This window comes from Xanthomonas sp. NCPPB 1128, from assembly GCF_001043115.1.
Taxonomy (GTDB): domain Bacteria; phylum Pseudomonadota; class Gammaproteobacteria; order Xanthomonadales; family Xanthomonadaceae; genus Xanthomonas_A.
Window position 1 is genome coordinate 12,224 of record NZ_LFME01000007.1, and the last position, 15,292, is coordinate 27,515.

The following is a 15,292-nucleotide window of genomic DNA, read 5'->3' on the forward strand; positions in this document are numbered from 1 at the left end:
TCAGGCCTGGCGCCGGTCGTGGCGCCACAGTACTTCGCCGTGGCCGTCGGCCCGCGCCAGCACCCGCGCCAGCACGAACAGCAGGTCGGAGAGGCGGTTGAGGTAGCGCACCGCTTCCGGGCGCACCGCGTCCTGGCGCGACAGTGCCACCGTCTCGCGCTCGGCGCGGCGCACGATGGTACGGGCCAGGTGGCAGCGCGCCGCGGCCTCGCCGCCGGCGGGCAGGATGAAGTCCTGCAGCGGCGGCAGGGTGTCGTTGTAGCGGTCCAGGTGCCGTTCCAGTGCGTCGATGTCGGCGGCATGGATGGCGGCATGGCCGGGGATGCACAGCTCCCCGCCGAGATCGAACAACTGGTGCTGGATCGCGGTCAGCAGGTGCCGCACGTCCTCGGCCAGCGGGCAGGCCAGGACCACGCCGATCGCCGAGTTGGCCTCGTCCACGGTGCCGTAGGCGGCGACCCGCGCCGAGTCCTTGCCGACCCGGTTGCCGTCGCCCAGGCCGGTGCTGCCGTCGTCGCCGGTGCGGGTGTAGATCTTGGAGAGGCGGTTGCCCATCCCGGTCAGTGACCGACCGGCTGGCCGCGCTGGCCCAGCCGCGCCAGTTGCTCGACGCCGACCTGGATCGCCGCGGCCAGCGCCACGTAGAGGCTGGCGCTGCCCAGGTACGGCAGCAGCCAGTCGCTGTAGTTCTGCCACCAGCCGGCCAGGGTCGGGTTCGGCACGCTGCGGCTGACCCAGTAGAAGCTGCCCTGCGCCAGCAGGTGGCACAGCGCCACCGCCACCAGCAGGCTGGCGGCGGCCAGGCCCAGGGCGCGCCAGCCGGCACCGTGGTAGCGCCGCGCCAGCCAGGCGCCGCCGGCCCACAGCACGAAATAGGCCGGGATCAGGCACCAGTAGGCCGGCGACACGCAGTAGTGCTGCCAGAAATCCATGCCCTGGCTGCGGATGACCAGGTAGTCGACCAGCACCGCCAGCGCCATCAGCAGCGGGAACGCCCAGCGGGTCCAACTGCGCAGGTAGAAGCCGCCGACGAAGAACGCCGCCCACGACGCGTCCGGGATCGCCCCGAAGTGGTTGATGCGGGTCGCGGCCAGCAGCGCGGTCAACAGCAGCAGGGCGGGGAGGCGGTGGGCGGAAGGCGTCATGGCGGCGGGCACCGGTGCACGTAAGACCCCGGATTCTACTGGAAGCGCGGCGCGCGCGAGCGCTGTGCGCCGCTGCCGCCACGGCACGCCGACTGGGCGGTGGCGCTCACCGGGCAGACGGGTGCGGGTCGTATCATGGCCGGATGAGCAAACGACATGACGTAGTGATCGTCGGCGGCGGCCTGGTCGGCGCCAGCCTGGCCATCGCCCTGGACCGGCTGGGGGTGGACGTGGGCCTGGTCGAGGCCGCACCGCCGGGCGCGTTGCCGCCGGTGTTCGACCAGCGCAACCTCAGCTTCGCCGCCGCCACGATCAACGCGCTGGGCGCGTTGGGGGTGATGCAGCGGCTGCGCGCGCCGACCGGACCGATCCGCCGCATCCACGTCAGCCGCGCGGGCGATTTCGGCCGGGTGCGGTTGGAAGCCGCCGACTACGGACGCGAGGCTTTCGGCCAGGTGGTCGTCGCGCGCGACTTCGGCGAGGCGCTGGAGGCGAGCCTGGCGGCGACCACGCGGCTGACCCGCTACCGCCCGGCGCAGTTCGTGGCGCTGGAGGCCGACACCGAAGAGGGCGTGCGCCGCCTGCGCATCGTGTGCGATGGCAGCGAGGAGGTCCTGCACACGCGCTTGCTGGTCGGTGCCGACGGCAGCGCCAGCGCGGTGCGCGAAGCCTTGGGCATCGCCGCAACGCGCCACGATTTCCAGCAGACCCTGTTCGTGGCGCGGGTACGCGGCAGCCGCCAGCCCGACGGCACCGCCTACGAGCGCTTCCGCGACGACGGCCCGACCGCCTTGTTGCCGCGCGGCGACCGCCATTACGGCGCGATCCACGCGGTGGCCGCCGAGGACGCCGATGCGGTGGCGGCGCTGGACGAAGGTGCCTGGCTGCAGCGGCTGCAGGATGCCCTGGGCTGGCGCGTCGGCCGTCTGCTCGGCAGCGGCGAGCGCAGCGCCTACCCGATCGTGCAGGTGCTGGCCGAGCGGCTGACCGACGCGCGCGCGGTGCTGCTGGGCAATGCCGCGCAAACCTTGCACCCGCTGGGCGCGCAGGGCTTCAACCTGGGCCTGCGCGATGCGCTGACCCTGGCCGAACTGATCGAGCGCGACGGCACCGACCCGGGCGCGCCGGCGCTGCTGCAGCAGTACGCGCAGCGCCGCGAGCAGGATCGCCAGCGCACGGTGACGTTCTCCGGCGGGCTGGCGCGGCTGACCGCCAATCCGACCCCGCTGCTGCGCCCGCTGCGCAGCCTGGGCCTGCTGGCCGCGGCGCAGGCCGCGCCGCTGCAGTCGTTCCTGGTCGGCGGCGCGATGGGCTTCCGCGGCGATGTGCCGCAGCTGTGCCGGGAGGCGCGCGCATGAGCCGGCGCGGCGTGCTGGATGTGGTGGTGGTGGGCGGCGGCGTGGTCGGCGCGGCCTGTGCGCTTGCCCTGGCCGGCGAAGGCCTGGCGGTGGCGCTGGTCGAGGGCCGCGAACCGCCGCGCTGGTCGGCCGACACGCCAGACCTGCGCGTGTACGCCTTCGCTCCGGACAACGCGGCCCTGCTGCAGGGCCTGGGCGTGTGGCCGCAGGTGCTGGCGCAGCGCGCCAGCGCGTACCGGCGCATGCGCGTGTGGGATGCCGGCGGCGGTGGCGAACTGGCCTTCGATGCCGATACGCTGGGCCGCGACCAGCTCGGCTGGATCGTCGAACACAATCTGCTGGTCGAACAGCTGTGGGCGGCGCTGCCGGCGGCTGGTGTGCAGGTGCATTGCCCGGCACGGGTGGAGGCGCTGGAGCCGTCGGCCGAACGCGCGCGCCTGCGCCTGGACGACGGCAGCCGCCTGGATGCGCGCCTGGCGATCGCCGCCGACGGCGCCGATTCCACCCTGCGCGGCCTGGCCGGGCTGGATGCGCCGGCGCACGACTACGGCCAGCGCGGCGTGGTCGCCTTCGTGCAGACCGAACAGCCGCACCAGGACACCGCCTGGCAGCGCTTCCTGCCGAGCGGGCCGCTGGCATTCCTGCCGTTCGCCGACGGCCGCAGCTCGATCGTGTGGACCCTGCCCGAGGCCGAGGCGGCGCGGGTGCTGGCGCTGGACGATGCGGCGTTCGGCGCCGAACTGACCCAGGCCTTCGGCGCCCGCCTGGGCGCGGTGCGCGCGCTGTCGCCGCGGCTGGGCTTCCCGCTGCGCCGGCAACTGGTGGAGGCCTACCAGCGCGGCCGCCTGCTGGTGCTGGGCGATGCCGCGCACGTGGTGCACCCACTGGCCGGGCAGGGGGTCAACCTCGGCCTGCGCGACGTCGCCGCGCTGGCGGCGCTGGTGCGGCAGGCGCAGGCGCAGCGGGTCGACTGGGCGGCGCCGCAGCGGCTGGCGCGCTGGGCGCGCGGCCGCCGCAGCGACAACACCGTGGCCGCCTATGGCTTCGATGCGATCAACCGCCTGTTCTCCAACGACGAGCTGCACCTGACTTTGCTGCGCGGGCCGCTGCTGGGCCTGGCCGGCAAGTTGCCGTTGTTGATGCACGGTTTCTGGAAGCGCGCTTCCGGCGTGTGAGCCCACGCTCCGGCCGGACGCGGAGGCCGCAGGATTTGACCACGCGCCGAGCGGCGCCCGTACCCTCATCCGCCCCTTCGGGGCACCTTCTCCCGGAGGGAGAAGGAAGAGCCAGCTTCGGCTGGTTTGCTTGAGCCCCTCTCCCCTCGGGAGAGGGGTTGGGGTGAGGGTAGGGCGCGAAGCGCCGCACGCAGGCCGCGCCCTGCCATGAAGGATGACGATGCAAGACGCGACACAGACCGTGGATCTGTTGATTTCCCACAGCCAGCTGCAGCTGCGCGCCCGCGCCTTCGACGCCGCCGCCTGCCGCTGGGGGCCGCGCAACCTGGAGCAGGGGGCGATCCTGCATCGCGACTACGTGGTGTTCGACCCGTTGCCCGAGGACGCGTTCGGCGCACACGTGCACCTGACCCTGGCCACGGCGTTCGCGCCCGACCCGCGTGCGCAGCGGCGCATGCAGGTGCCGTTCCGGGTGAATGCGGACGCACGGGTGCAGGTGGCGTCTGCCGCCGAGGCCTTCGATGTGACGCTGGCGCTGCAGCCTGGCGACTACGCGCTGTACTACGAAGTCTGCGAAGGCGACGACGAGGTGTATTACCGGCTCACCCTGGTGCCGGCAACGCAGCCGGTGACGGCGTGCTATCTGCTAGACGATCCCTGGGGCGGGGCACAGGATGCGCCGCTGCTGGAAGGAATGCTGTAGCCATCGTCAGCGCGGTGGGCGAGGCCGAGCGGTGGAGCGGCACGGCTTGGTGGACCACACGCGCTGCGAAGAGATGGGGCCGATGCAGCGGCGCTGGCGGTGGCCGCTTGGATGAGGCGGTTGCGCGAAGCTGCGGCGCTCGCATTGCCGGTGTTTGCGATGTTGCTGCGTCAGAAAACAATCGCGCCGCATGCGGCAGAAAGGCCGCAGGCGGCGCGTGTGGTGGAAAGGGTGCGGGTCGGTCGACGCGTGGCTCGCGTCACGTGGACATCCAGCCTTCCAGGTCGGCCTTGCTCAGGCGGCCATGGTGATGCACGTCGACGGCGTCGAACTCGGCGTACAGCGTCGGATCGGCCTTGGCCTCGGCGCGGCTGATGTAGCCGTCATGGTTGCGGTCGAGCTTGGCGAAATCGATGTGGTAATCGCCGACGATCGAGTTGGGTTCGACCGAGGTGACGTTGATGATCTGGCCGTTCTGGTGGAGCGTCACTTCGTCCGGCGCCGACTGCGCCATGGCAAGCGCCGGCGCGGCAAGCAGCGCGAACGCGAACGGGACGAGACGAGGAACGATGCGGTTCATGGCACGACTCCTGTTGCTGGGAAGGAGTCAAGAACATAAGCCCGGCCAAATTAATCGACACTAAAAAAATCGGGCATTCGCACGTGCGCGCAGGCGCCATTTAGCAAGCGTTTCCACTGCGTGCTCCAACGCGGCTCACGCTGCCACGGCGTCCGCCATGGCGGTGCCGGACGCACGTCGGCGCGGCGACAGCACGCTTCGCACGATCTGCTTCCGCGACACGCAAGCCGGATGCAGCTTGCCTGTAGGAGCGGCTTCAGCCGCGACGGGTTTACTGATAACGCCCCGTCGCGGCTGAAGCCGCTCCTACAGAACGCATCCCGGCGTGATGCGAGACGCCCTACAGCCAGCCGGCCAGCTGCGCGCGGCTGAGACGGCCGCTGTGGGAGGTGTCCAACGCGTCGAACTCGTCGGCCAGCGACGGATTGGCCTGCGCTTCGCTGCGGCTGATGTAGCCGTCGTGGTCGGTGTCCAGCGCCTCGAAGTCGATGCGATAGCTGCCGGCGACGCGGTCGGGCTGGATGCTGCGCACGGTCACCTGCGCTTCGCCGGGCGTGGCCGGCAACTGCACCTGGTGGGTCACCACGCCGTTGCTGAGCGGCTGCGCGCGCACGTTGACCGGCGCATCGCGCAGCGGCTCGGTGGTGGCGCTGGAGGTGGCGTTGAGGTTCTGCGCCGCGGCCGGCGCGGTGCAGGCGCACAGGCAGCAGAGCAGGACGAGGGAACGGCAGGGCATGGACACGACGGACTCCGGGACGACGATGGAATGATGGCCCCGGCGCTCAGCCGGGGATGAACGGAAACGCGAGCTTCAACAGGCCCTTCAGCCCGCCCTCGGCGGTGCTGGCGACGGCCTTGGCGCCGAGGCTGTTGAGCGCGCGGCGCACGTCCTCCCAGCGTAGCTTGCTCACGTCCTTCTTCAACAGGTCGGCGACCTCTTCGGCGGTGGGCGCCAGCTTCTGCAGTTCGTGCATCACCTTCTCCGGCTCCGGCTGCAGGTAGCCCCAGCGTTCGGCGATCTTCAGCAGCGTGTCGAAGCGCACCGCCATCACGTCGCGGTTGCGCTCGTACACGGGCATGGCGCCGACGTCGACGATGGCCTGTTCGAAGCGCTGCTGGTCGTCCGGGTGTTCGATGCGGATCGCCAGGAAGCCGTCCTTCTTGCTGCGCTCGCTGACGTGCTTGGCCCCGGCGCGCAGGTTGTCCTCGGTGAGCACCGTGGCGACGATGCGCTGCAGCGCTGCCTCGTTGTCCTCCGGCACCAGCGCGCGCCAGCGCGCGTAGCCATCGCGGCGCAGGCCCTTGACCTTGGCAGGGGTCACCCGCAGGCGCATCGCCACCGCGTTGTTGGAATCGCTGCGCGAGATCGCGCCGTCGCGTTCCAGCAACACGAAGATCAGCAGTTCCAGGTCGCGCTTGGTCAGCGACTGGAAGCCCTGCAGCAGGGTCAGGCGCAGGAATTCGTCGGCGAAGCCGGCCGGGTTGTTCAGTTCGATCGGCTGCATGTGCGCGGCCCTCTAGTCAGTGCAGCCAGGATGCCAGGCGGCCATTGCGCGGACTGAGACGCCGCTGCGATACGCATCCCATCCGTCCCCTCAGCGTCCGTGCTCGCGTCCGGGGCGGTCGCTGCGGAAGGTTTCGATCGCGCCGCGGTCCTGCAGGGTCACGTCGACATCGCGTCCGTCGGCGCCGCCGAAGGCCAGGTTGGTGGGCTTGCGGCCCTTGGTCGCGACCTCGTGCAGCAGCGTGCCGTCCGGCGCCAGCACGATCACCTTGCCGGCGTCGTAGCGGGCCACGTACAGGTTGCCGTCGACGTCGCAGCGCATGCCGTCCAGGCCGGCGTCGGCGAAGCTGGCGAACAGCCGCTTGTTGGACACGGTGCCGTCGGCGGCACGGTCGTAGACCCAGATCCGCCGCTGCACGCTCTCGTTGACGTACAGGCGCTTGCCGTCGGGGCTGACCTCGATGCCGTTGGTGGTGCCCATGCCGGTCTCGATCAGGTGCGCGCTGCGGTCGCGGTCGATGCGCCACAGCTGGCCGCCGTCGTGCTTCCAGTCCGGGTCGCTGGCGTACAGGGTGCCGTCCGGCGCCATCGCGATGTCGTTGGGCTGGAACGCGCCCGGCAGCGTGGCGTAGACCTCGATGCGCTTGCTGCGCAAGGCGATGCGCAGGATGCGGTGCCGGCCGTAGTCGGCCACGAGCATGCGCCCGCGGCGATCGAAGCGGATGCCGTTGCCGATGCTGCCGGCGGGAAGATCCACGAACAGGCTCGCCTGCGCGTGGCCGTCGGCATCGCGCTGGACCCGGCCGATGCTGCCGTCGTGGGCGAAGTTGACCACGTATAGCGCACCGTCCGGGCCGGTGGCCGGGCCTTCGATCTTGTCGGTGAACACGCCATCGCCGACCAGGTCGCGGGCCTGGAACAGCGTCTCCTGCGCACCGGCCGGGGCAGCCAGCAGCAGGGCGAGGGCGGCGAGCAGTGGGCGGCAGCGCATCGGCGTCTCCGGGAAAAGCGGAGGCGGCAGTGTGCCAGAGGCCTCGGCGCATCGCGCGATGGCGCTCACAGTGCCGATGCCGCGCAAGCGGTTAGGGTGGAGAATCCTTCCGGTCGGAGTTGCGCATGGAGCCGTCCTCGCCGAATCGCCGCCGCCTGTTGCTGGCCGGCCTGTCCGCCGGTGCCGCTGGCCTGTTGGGGTCGCCGGCGTGGGGCGACACGCCGGCACGACGGCGCAAGCCGCTGGGCGTGGCCCTGGTCGGGCTGGGCGAGTACGCCAGCAGCCGTCTGGCACCGGGCCTCACCCTGACCAGGCACTGCCGGCTGGCCGGCATCGTCACCGGCTCGCCGCAGAAGATCCCGCCGTGGCAGGCGCGCTACCGCATCCCGGATCGCAACGTCTACAGCTACGACGACCTGGAGCGCATCGCCGACAACCCGGACATCGACGTCGTCTACGTGGTCACGCCGCCGCACCTGCACGCGCCGCTGAGCATCCGCGCCGCCGCCGCCGGCAAGCACGTGTGGTGCGAAAAGCCGATGGCGCTGCACGCCGAGCAGGCGCAGGCGATGATCGATGCCTGCGTACGCAACAAGGTGCGGCTGAGCATCGGCTACCGCATGCAGCACGAGCCCAATACCCGGCGCGTCATCGCCCTGGCCGGCGAACGTCCGTTCGGGGCGGTGCGCAGCGTGCGCGCGGAGGCGGGCTACGCCGGCTATGGCGACACCGACCCGGCGCAGCGGCCGTGGCGGTTGCGCGCGGAGTGCGGCGGCGGCGCGATGTACGACATGGGCGTGTATCCGCTCAACGCGGCGCGCTACACGACCGGCGCCGAGCCGCTGGCGGTCAGCGCGCGGCGGTCCACGGAGCGGCCGGCGCTGTTCGACGAGGTCGACGAGCACATGCACTTCACCCTGGAATTCCCGCACGAGGTGACCGCCACCTGCGCGGCAAGCTTCGGCCGCACCATGAACCTGCTGCGCGCCGAGTGCGCGAACGGCTGGTACGAACTGGCGCCGTTCCAGGCCTACGACGGCGTGCGCGGCCGGGCCAGCGACGGCCGTCTGTTCGACGCGCGAGTGCGCCACCAGCAGGCGCTGCAGATGGACGAGGACGCGCTGGCGATCCTGCAGGGCACGCCGCTGCGGGTGCCCGGCGAAGAAGGCCTGCGCGACATCCGCATCGTCGAGGCGATCCAGCACTCGGCGCGCGCGCATGGAGCGCGGATCGTGCTGTAGCCGTTGGTGGCGCGATGTGCTTCTCGTAGGAGCGGCTTCAGCCGCGACGGGCTTTCCCGGTAATGCCCATCGCGGCTGAAGCCGCTCCTACGAAAAACTAGATGTGTTGTGCTAGCCGCCGCTCAGTCCGGGATCGCCAGCACCGTGATCTCTTCGCGATCGTGGTAGAGCTGCTTGGCGCGCAGCTGCAGCGGGCGCTCGGCACGCTCGGCGAACAGGTCCAGGCACAGCCGGGTCTCGTCCCAGCGCTTCTTCATCGGCAGCTTCAGGTTGAAGATCGCGTGCCGGCACCAGCCCTCGCGGAACCAGGTGGCCATGCGCTCGGCGACGCGGCGCGGTTGCTCGACCATGTCGCAGACCATCCAGTCCAGCGGCTGCGGCGGTTTCCAGTGGAAGCCGTCGGCGCGCAGGTGATCGACCAGACCGCTGTCGAGCACGTGTTGGCGCAGCGGGCCGTTGTCCACGCTGGTCACGTGCAGGTGCTGACGGGTCAGGACCCAGGTCCAGCCGCCGGGGGCGGCGCCGAGGTCGGCGGCGCGCATGCCCGGGCGCAGCAGCGCCTCGCGCTCGTGCGGAGTCAGCAGCGCCAGCAGCGCTTCCTCCAGTTTCAGTGCCGAGCGCGAGGGCGCCTCGGGCAGCAGCTTGAGGCGTGGGATGCCCAGCGGCCACGGCGCGCTGTCCTCGCTGTCGGCCACCGCCAGCAGGGCGTGGGTGCCGGTCACGAAGCACACGTGCAGGCGCGGCAGCCGCGGTTGCGGCTTGTCGCTGAGCAGGCCGGCCTTGCGCAGCGCCGGGCGCAGCGCGTTGCCGAAGCTGCGCGCCAGGCCAGACAGCGGCTTGCCGGCATCCGAGTCCGGATGTTCGACCCACAGGTCGCCGAAGCGCGGCTGTCCGGCAAGCGCCTGCAGGATCGGCGCGATGCGGTCGCTGGCCGGCAACTCGCGCAGTTCGGCCAGCAACTGCAGCTTCTGCCGGGCGAAGATCAGCCCGCGCCAGGGCAGCGCCTGCGCCGGCACCGCCGTGTCGCTGAGCAGCAGCGCGTAGCCGCTGTTGCGCTCGGTGCGCGCGTAGGCGGCCAGCCCGGCCTCGCCGGCGCGCGCGTTGAGTTCGGCCGCCAGCTCCGGTTCGAAGCCGGGCCGGCAGTAGCACAGCAGGCCATGGACCAGCGGGCCGTTCTCGAAGGACATGGGCAAGCCTTCCGGCGGGGTCAGTAGCGGGGGCTGTCGAGTTCGCCGTAGCGGCGCAGCACCGCGCAGGCGGCGTCGCGATGCAGGCCGCGGACCACCTCGATGCCGCGGCGCTGCAGTTCGCCCACCCAGTCCGCCGGCAGCGGGCCTTCGTCGAACGGGGTCAGCGCCATCACGTCCTCGGCGCTGGCGCCGATCAGCAGGCGGTCGATCCCGGCCCAGATGGTCGCGCCGTAGCACTGGCAGCATGGCTGCGAGGAGGTGGCCAGGGTCACCGGCGACAGCACCGCGTTCAGCCGCGGGGTCTGCAGGCGCTGCTGGGCCAGCATGTAGGCCATGTTCTCGGCGTGCGCCAGCGAGGTGGTCTGCGGCACCACGCGATTCACGCCGACGGCGATGATGCGGTGGTCCGGGCCGAACACCGCCGCGCCGAACGGGCCGCCGCTGCCGGCATCCACGTTCAGCCGCGACAGTTCCACCGCCAGCGCGACCTTGTCGGCGTCGCTGGCGTAGACGGCCTGCGGATCGACCGCGTCGTGGATCCAGGCGGGCAGGGTGAGATGGACTTGCGCGTAGAGCATCAGCGGACGGGTTCGGCAGGCTGGGGGGCGCGCAGTGTATCGGCTTGCGCGGGGCGCGCGCTGCATTGTCCGGCCACGCAGGAGCAGCCGGCGATCGCGCGCGAGCCGCACACGCTCATGCGCCCGCTGGCCTGGCATTGCGCCATCACTCCCTGCGGATCGGTGGGGCTGTCGCGGTTGACGCAGGCCGGCATCGCCCCGCAGCAGTTGCCGACGTTCTTGACCGTGCAGTCGGCATCGGTGCGGCAACTGCTGTCGACCTTCACCGGCAGGCCGGGCGCGGATGCCGCGGGTGCCGGCGCCGGTGTCGGCTCCGACGGCTTGGCGGTTTCGCTGCGCGCGCAGGCGCTGGACAGCAGCATGCCGGCGAGCAGGCACAGGGAGCACAGCAACGACGCGAAATGGCGGGGCATGGCGATCTTCCGTGCGGTGGAGTGCGGCCATGGTAGCAACCCACCGCGCCGCCGCCGGGTCAGCGGCGCACGACGGTCATCGCGTTGGCGTCGTCCTGCGCGATCCGCAGCGCCGTGCCGTCCAGCGCCTGGTGCAGTGCCTGGCGGATGCTGATCTGTCCCTTCACCGCGTTGACCGGCAGCGAGGCGAGGCCGGGATCGCGGTACACGACCACGCAGCCGGTGGCGTGGGCCAGTTGCTGCGAGACCTCATCGAAGCGCCCGGCCGGCAGGTCGTAGGCATGGTCGGGGACGGCGTCGCACTTGCCGGTCGCCGCGGGCGCGCTGGCGCTGTTGGCCGACTCCGGCGCCGCGCCGGGAGGTGCGGTGGAGGCGCTGCTGCAGCCGGCCAGTGCGATGGCCAGGACGAGGGCGGGACTGCAACGGCGCAGGACGGTATGCATGGCGCGATTCCCGTGGGGAGGATCTGCGCCAGTCTAGGCAGCGCGGCTTAACCGGGCTTGGCTTCATGCGCAGCCGGTTGCGGCCGCGCGTGCACCAGGGTGCACCATAGGACGCCGCCGAGCAGGCAGGCGATCGCCAGCAGTTCCAGCGCGGTCGGCCAGCGCTGCTCCCAGAGGAAGCCGTACAGCAGCGCGAACACGGTCTCGAACACGATCATCTGCCCGACCAGGGTCAGCGGCAGCAACCGGCTGGCGTGGTTCCAACAGGCGTTGCCGATCACCGAGGCGAACAGCGCCAGCACCAGCGCCATGCCCCAGAAGCGCATCCAGTCGGCGCCGGCATGAACCGTGCCGGCCAGGGCGAAGGCCGGCAGCGCCAGGGTCAGGGCCAGCGCGCCGGTGACCACGCCGGTCAGCAGCGACCAGTCGCGGCCGGACAGGTCCGGGCGCCGCCGCAGCCAGCGCGCGTTCTTGATCGAATAGGCGGTCCAGCACGCCAGCGCGCCGACCGCACAGGCCAGGCCGGCGGCGCGCAGGCCGAGGCTGGCCGGAATGTGCGGCCGCGCCACGGCCAGGGTCTGCACCGCGACCAGCGCCACCCCGAGCACGCACAGCGCGCAGGGCGCGGCCAGCCGGCGCAACCGCACCGCGCCGGCCGCGCGCGAGCCGATCACCGTGACCGCCGCCGGCAACAGGCCGATGATCAGCGCGGTGGCGGCGCCGCCGGCCCACTGCACGGCGCTGCCCAGCAGCACGTAGTAGACGATGTTGCCGAGCAGGCTCAGGCGTACCAGCGCCCACCATTCGGCGGCGCCCAACGGCGCGGTCGCGGCGCGCCAGCGCGGCAGCAGCACCACGGCGGCGATGGCGCCATAGGCCAGGTAGCGCGAGACCGCCAGTTGCAGTGGCGAGAAGGCGCTCAGCAATTGCGGCGCCAGGAACACCAGGCCCCACAGCGCGCCCGCGGCCATGCCGCTGCCGACTCCTGCCCATAGACGTTCGCGCATGCGTTCCGGTTCCGTTCCAGCCGTTGCGCTCAGCATGGCGCCGGCGGCGGGCGCCGGCTTGTCCCAGACTCCTGTCCTGGCGCCGGGCGATGGCGGCGGCGGTAGGCCGCCGGAGTCTGCCCGGTGCTGCGCTTCAGCGCGCGGGTCAGCGCGCTCTGGTCGGCATAGCCGCTGTCCTGGGCCAGGTCGGCGATCGGCCGGTTGCCATGCGCCAGCTGTCGGCGCACCCAGTCCAGCCGCCGTGCCGCCACCCAGTCCTGCGGCGTGCGCCCGAACGCAGCGCGAAACAGCGCATGCAGGCGGCTCGGGCTCAGGTGCGCCAGCTGCGCCATGCGCCGCACCGGCCAGTCCTGGCCGGGCGCGGCTTCGATGCATCGGCACAGCGCCTGCAGTCGATGCCAGCCGCGCGGCGCGGTGTCTGCCTGCAGCCAGGCCAACACGGCGGCGCCGGCCTGGGCATGGGCCATTGCGAGGTTGGGATGCGGCGCCTGCGCGGCGAGCAGCTCCTGCAAGGATGGGGGCAGGTCGAGGAAGGGCCGCCGCCGCAGGCGCTCCAGCGCGTCGTCGCCGAAGGCATCGGCGGCGCAATCGACGACCAGGAAGCGGTTGGCGTCCAGCGCGGACTGCGCATGCCGCGTCTGCGGCGCGACCACCGCGGCGCGGAAACGGTCCAGATAGCCGCCGCGGCCGTCCACTTCCAGTTCCAGCGTGCCGTGCAGCGGCAGCACCAGTTGCACGTGGCCATGCTGATGGGCGGCGCCATCGCGGCCGTAGCTGCGCAGGCTGAAGGACGGGGCGGGGGACATGCCCGTTACGCTAGCGCGCGGGTGGTGGCGGGGGAAGGGCCGGGATTGGGGATTCGGAATTCGAGATTCGCAACAGCCGGATGGGGCGCTGTCGTCGTAGGAGCGGCTTCAGCCGCGACCCTGGGTCCCCGGTAAGGCCCCTCGCGGCTGAAGCCGCTCCTACAGACGCTTCAAGCGTTTCACCGCGGCGGGTGCCGGCGATGTGGTGCGGGGACCTGCTGTTCTATCGGCCAGCGCCGACCCCGCATGTGGTGCTGGCGCGTGCGGCCGCAAGGACCGCACGCGCACTGCGTCAGGCGCCGACCTGGCCGCCGCTCCAGGTATCGCGCAGGGTCACGCTGCGGTTGAACACCGGCGCGTCGGCGCGGTGGTCGTAGCGGTCGGCGACGAAGTAGCCGGTGCGCTCGAACTGGAACGCCTGCTCCGGCGCGGCCTGTGCGGCGGCGGGTTCGACGTAGCCGCGCACGCTGCGCTTGGAGTCGGGGTTGAGGTGGTCGCGGTAGGTCTTGCCGTCGGACTCGTCGTCGGGCTTTTCCAACGAGAACAGGCGGTCGTACAGGCGGATCTCGGCCTCCACCGCGTGCGCGGCGCTGACCCAGTGGATGGTGCCCTTGACCTTGCGGTTGGCGCCTTCCATGCCCGGACGCGATTCCGGGTCGAGCCAGCCGCGTAGTTCCACGATCTGCCCGGCGTCGTTCTTGATCACCTCGTCGACGCGAGCGATGCCGGCCCCGCGCAGGCGCACTTCGCCACCCGGCACCAGCCGCTTCCAGCCCTTGGGCGGGACTTCGGCGAAGTCCTCGCGCTCGATCCACAGCTCGCGCGAGAACGGCACTTCGCGCGTGCCGAAGCCCTCGTCCTTGGGATGGTTGGAGAAGGTCAGCGTCTCGCTGTGGCCTTCCGGCAGGTTGCTCAGCACCAGCTTCAGCGGCTCGATCACCGCCATGCGCCGCGCGGCGTGCGCGTCCAGGTCTTCGCGCAGGCAGCCTTCCAGCACCGAGAAATCGATCACCGAGTTCTGCTTGCTGATGCCCACGCGATCCACCAGCAGGCGCAGCGCGGCCGGCGTGTAGCCGCGGCGGCGCAGGCCCTGCAGGGTGTACATGCGCGGGTCGTCCCAGCCGTCGACCAGGCCTTCGGTCACCAGTTGGGTCAGCTTGCGCTTGCTCATCACCGTGTAGTTGATGTTGAGCCGCGAGAACTCGATCTGCCGCGGCTTGGCCGCCTCGCGCGGCAGGCCCTTGTCCAGCAGTGGCTGCAGCAGCTCCGGGTGGCCAGCCAGGTCGACCTTGTCCACGCACCAGTCGTACAGCGGGCGGTGGTCTTCGAACTCCAGCGTGCACAGCGAGTGGGTGATGCCTTCCACCGCATCGCCCAGCGAGTGCGCGAAGTCGTACATCGGGTAGATCGGCCAGGCATTGCCAGTGTTCTGGTGTTCGACGTGCTTGATCCGGTACAGCGCCGGGTCGCGCAGGTTGATGTTGCCGCTGCTCATGTCGATCTTGGCGCGCAGGGTACGCGCACCGTCCGGGAACTCGCCGGCGCGCATGCGCCGGAACAGGTCCAGGTTCTCCTCGACGCTGCGGGTGCGGTACGGCGAGTCGCGGCCCGGCTCGGTGAGGGTGCCGCGGTACTCGCGCACCTGCTCGGCGGAGAGGTCGCAGACGAAGGCGTGGCCGTCGCGGATCAGCTTCTCGGCGGCCAGGTAGTACACCTCGAAATAGTCCGAGGCGTGGCGCAACTCGGCCCAGTCGAAGCCCAGCCAGCGCACGTCGTCCTGGATCGCGGCGACGAATTCGGGGTCTTCCTTGGCCGGGTTGGTGTCGTCGAAGCGCAGGTTGCAGCGCCCGGCGAACTCGGCGGCGATGCCGAAGTCCAGGCAGATCGCCTTGGCGTGGCCGATATGCAGGTAGCCGTTGGGCTCGGGCGGGAAGCGGGTGCGGATGGCCGTGTGCTTGCCGCTGGCCAGGTCCTCGCGGACGATCTGGCGGATGAAGTCTTTCTTCTCGGCCGCGGCGGAGGCGTCGGTGGCGGGGGTGTCGGACATGCGCGCGTCGGAGACTAAGTAAAGCGCAAGTTTATAGTAAGTAAAGCGCTGCTTTAGCTTGGCCGGGCTGGTCGGCGGCCGTCCTGGCGCGTAGGCTGCGGAACAATTCAC

17 protein-coding genes are annotated in these 15,292 nt (G+C 71.4%); 4 read left to right on the forward strand and 13 right to left on the reverse strand.

Annotated elements, in window-relative coordinates; all coding sequences use genetic code 11:
- A complete protein-coding gene (locus ACP93_RS06740; protein ID WP_017913876.1) occupies positions 1-555 on the reverse strand; it encodes a cob(I)yrinic acid a,c-diamide adenosyltransferase in 555 nt (184 codons plus the stop codon).
- 5 nt (positions 556-560) lie between these two features.
- A complete protein-coding gene (locus ACP93_RS06745) occupies positions 561-1,145 on the reverse strand; it encodes a hypothetical protein (protein WP_048489990.1) in 585 nt (194 codons plus the stop codon).
- Between the two features lie 143 nt (positions 1,146-1,288).
- Here ACP93_RS06745 and ubiH point away from each other — a divergent pair, with 143 nt between their 5' ends.
- The 3 genes from ubiH to comJ all read left to right on the forward strand — a co-directional run bounded on the left by ubiH (position 1,289) and on the right by comJ (position 4,381).
- A complete protein-coding gene (gene ubiH / locus ACP93_RS06750; RefSeq protein WP_048489991.1) occupies positions 1,289-2,503 on the forward strand; it encodes a 2-octaprenyl-6-methoxyphenyl hydroxylase in 1,215 nt (404 codons plus the stop codon).
- The gene (locus ACP93_RS06755; RefSeq protein WP_048490084.1) at positions 2,500-3,678 is read left to right on the forward strand and encodes a UbiH/UbiF family hydroxylase; all 1,179 of its coding nucleotides are present in this window, start codon (positions 2,500-2,502) and stop codon (positions 3,676-3,678) included. The genes ubiH and ACP93_RS06755 overlap by 4 nt, the downstream gene beginning before the upstream one ends.
- 220 nt (positions 3,679-3,898) lie before the next feature.
- Positions 3,899-4,381: a competence protein ComJ gene (comJ, locus tag ACP93_RS06760; RefSeq protein ID WP_048490085.1), complete on the forward strand. Its 483-nt coding sequence runs from the start codon at positions 3,899-3,901 to the stop codon at positions 4,379-4,381.
- Between the two features lie 259 nt (positions 4,382-4,640).
- Here the strand turns inward: comJ and ACP93_RS06765 are convergent, their stop codons facing one another.
- From ACP93_RS06765 to ACP93_RS06780, 4 genes are all read right to left on the reverse strand, one after another.
- A complete protein-coding gene (locus ACP93_RS06765; protein ID WP_010340011.1) occupies positions 4,641-4,961 on the reverse strand; it encodes an EF-hand domain-containing protein in 321 nt (106 codons plus the stop codon).
- 340 nt (positions 4,962-5,301) lie between these two features.
- Positions 5,302-5,697: an EF-hand domain-containing protein gene (locus ACP93_RS06770; RefSeq protein ID WP_048489992.1), complete on the reverse strand. Its 396-nt coding sequence runs from the start codon at positions 5,695-5,697 to the stop codon at positions 5,302-5,304.
- A 46-nt stretch (positions 5,698-5,743) separates the two neighbouring features.
- Positions 5,744-6,466, reverse strand: a complete 723-nt coding sequence (locus tag ACP93_RS06775; protein ID WP_048489993.1) for a hypothetical protein — start codon at positions 6,464-6,466, stop codon at positions 5,744-5,746.
- 90 nt (positions 6,467-6,556) lie between these two features.
- The gene (locus tag ACP93_RS06780; protein ID WP_048489994.1) at positions 6,557-7,456 is read right to left on the reverse strand and encodes an SMP-30/gluconolactonase/LRE family protein; all 900 of its coding nucleotides are present in this window, start codon (positions 7,454-7,456) and stop codon (positions 6,557-6,559) included.
- A gap of 125 nt (positions 7,457-7,581) precedes the next feature.
- Here ACP93_RS06780 and ACP93_RS06785 point away from each other — a divergent pair, with 125 nt between their 5' ends.
- Complete coding sequence (locus tag ACP93_RS06785) at positions 7,582-8,697, forward strand: Gfo/Idh/MocA family protein (RefSeq protein WP_048489995.1); 1,116 nt, start codon at positions 7,582-7,584, stop codon at positions 8,695-8,697.
- Positions 8,698-8,819: 122 nt separating this feature from the next.
- Here the strand turns inward: ACP93_RS06785 and rlmM are convergent, their stop codons facing one another.
- From rlmM to ACP93_RS06820, 7 genes are all read right to left on the reverse strand, one after another.
- Complete coding sequence (gene rlmM / locus ACP93_RS06790) at positions 8,820-9,884, reverse strand: 23S rRNA (cytidine(2498)-2'-O)-methyltransferase RlmM (protein WP_048489996.1); 1,065 nt, start codon at positions 9,882-9,884, stop codon at positions 8,820-8,822.
- A gap of 20 nt (positions 9,885-9,904) precedes the next feature.
- Positions 9,905-10,465 (reverse strand): nucleoside deaminase, encoded by a 561-nt coding sequence (locus tag ACP93_RS06795; RefSeq protein WP_010340017.1) that lies wholly within the window; start codon positions 10,463-10,465, stop codon positions 9,905-9,907.
- Positions 10,465-10,878: a hypothetical protein gene (locus tag ACP93_RS06800; protein WP_048489997.1), complete on the reverse strand. Its 414-nt coding sequence runs from the start codon at positions 10,876-10,878 to the stop codon at positions 10,465-10,467. Before ACP93_RS06800 ends, ACP93_RS06795 begins: the two co-directional genes overlap by 1 nt.
- A 59-nt stretch (positions 10,879-10,937) precedes the next feature.
- The gene (locus tag ACP93_RS06805; RefSeq protein ID WP_048489998.1) at positions 10,938-11,321 is read right to left on the reverse strand and encodes an STN domain-containing protein; all 384 of its coding nucleotides are present in this window, start codon (positions 11,319-11,321) and stop codon (positions 10,938-10,940) included.
- 47 nt (positions 11,322-11,368) lie between these two features.
- Positions 11,369-12,328: a DMT family transporter gene (locus ACP93_RS06810; protein WP_048489999.1), complete on the reverse strand. Its 960-nt coding sequence runs from the start codon at positions 12,326-12,328 to the stop codon at positions 11,369-11,371.
- A 29-nt stretch (positions 12,329-12,357) separates the two neighbouring features.
- A complete protein-coding gene (locus ACP93_RS06815) occupies positions 12,358-13,134 on the reverse strand; it encodes a helix-turn-helix transcriptional regulator (protein WP_048490000.1) in 777 nt (258 codons plus the stop codon).
- A 292-nt stretch (positions 13,135-13,426) separates the two neighbouring features.
- A complete protein-coding gene (locus ACP93_RS06820; protein ID WP_048490001.1) occupies positions 13,427-15,181 on the reverse strand; it encodes a glutamine--tRNA ligase/YqeY domain fusion protein in 1,755 nt (584 codons plus the stop codon).
- Between the last annotated feature and the right edge of the window lie 111 nt (positions 15,182-15,292).

Bases quoted from the DNA above. Each gene is read 5' to 3' on its own strand.
- ACP93_RS06765 (WP_010340011.1), bottom strand. From the start codon at position 4,961: ATGAACCGCATCGTTCCTCGTCTCGTCCCGTTCGCGTTCGCGCTGCTT.
- ACP93_RS06745 (WP_048489990.1), bottom strand. From the start codon at position 1,145: ATGACGCCTTCCGCCCACCGCCTCCCCGCCCTGCTGCTGTTGACCGCG.
- ACP93_RS06780 (WP_048489994.1), bottom strand. From the start codon at position 7,456: ATGCGCTGCCGCCCACTGCTCGCCGCCCTCGCCCTGCTGCTGGCTGCC.
- ACP93_RS06755 (WP_048490084.1), top strand. From the start codon at position 2,500: ATGAGCCGGCGCGGCGTGCTGGATGTGGTGGTGGTGGGCGGCGGCGTG.
- ACP93_RS06820 (WP_048490001.1), bottom strand. From the start codon at position 15,181: ATGTCCGACACCCCCGCCACCGACGCCTCCGCCGCGGCCGAGAAGAAA.
- ACP93_RS06770 (WP_048489992.1), bottom strand. From the start codon at position 5,697: ATGCCCTGCCGTTCCCTCGTCCTGCTCTGCTGCCTGTGCGCCTGCACC.
- rlmM (WP_048489996.1), bottom strand. From the start codon at position 9,884: ATGTCCTTCGAGAACGGCCCGCTGGTCCATGGCCTGCTGTGCTACTGC.
- ACP93_RS06785 (WP_048489995.1), top strand. From the start codon at position 7,582: ATGGAGCCGTCCTCGCCGAATCGCCGCCGCCTGTTGCTGGCCGGCCTG.
- ACP93_RS06815 (WP_048490000.1), bottom strand. From the start codon at position 13,134: ATGTCCCCCGCCCCGTCCTTCAGCCTGCGCAGCTACGGCCGCGATGGC.
- ubiH (WP_048489991.1), top strand. From the start codon at position 1,289: ATGAGCAAACGACATGACGTAGTGATCGTCGGCGGCGGCCTGGTCGGC.
- ACP93_RS06795 (WP_010340017.1), bottom strand. From the start codon at position 10,465: ATGCTCTACGCGCAAGTCCATCTCACCCTGCCCGCCTGGATCCACGAC.
- ACP93_RS06740 (WP_017913876.1), bottom strand. From the start codon at position 555: ATGGGCAACCGCCTCTCCAAGATCTACACCCGCACCGGCGACGACGGC.
- comJ (WP_048490085.1), top strand. From the start codon at position 3,899: ATGCAAGACGCGACACAGACCGTGGATCTGTTGATTTCCCACAGCCAG.
- ACP93_RS06805 (WP_048489998.1), bottom strand. From the start codon at position 11,321: ATGCATACCGTCCTGCGCCGTTGCAGTCCCGCCCTCGTCCTGGCCATC.
- ACP93_RS06775 (WP_048489993.1), bottom strand. From the start codon at position 6,466: ATGCAGCCGATCGAACTGAACAACCCGGCCGGCTTCGCCGACGAATTC.
- ACP93_RS06810 (WP_048489999.1), bottom strand. From the start codon at position 12,328: ATGCGCGAACGTCTATGGGCAGGAGTCGGCAGCGGCATGGCCGCGGGC.
- ACP93_RS06800 (WP_048489997.1), bottom strand. From the start codon at position 10,878: ATGCCCCGCCATTTCGCGTCGTTGCTGTGCTCCCTGTGCCTGCTCGCC.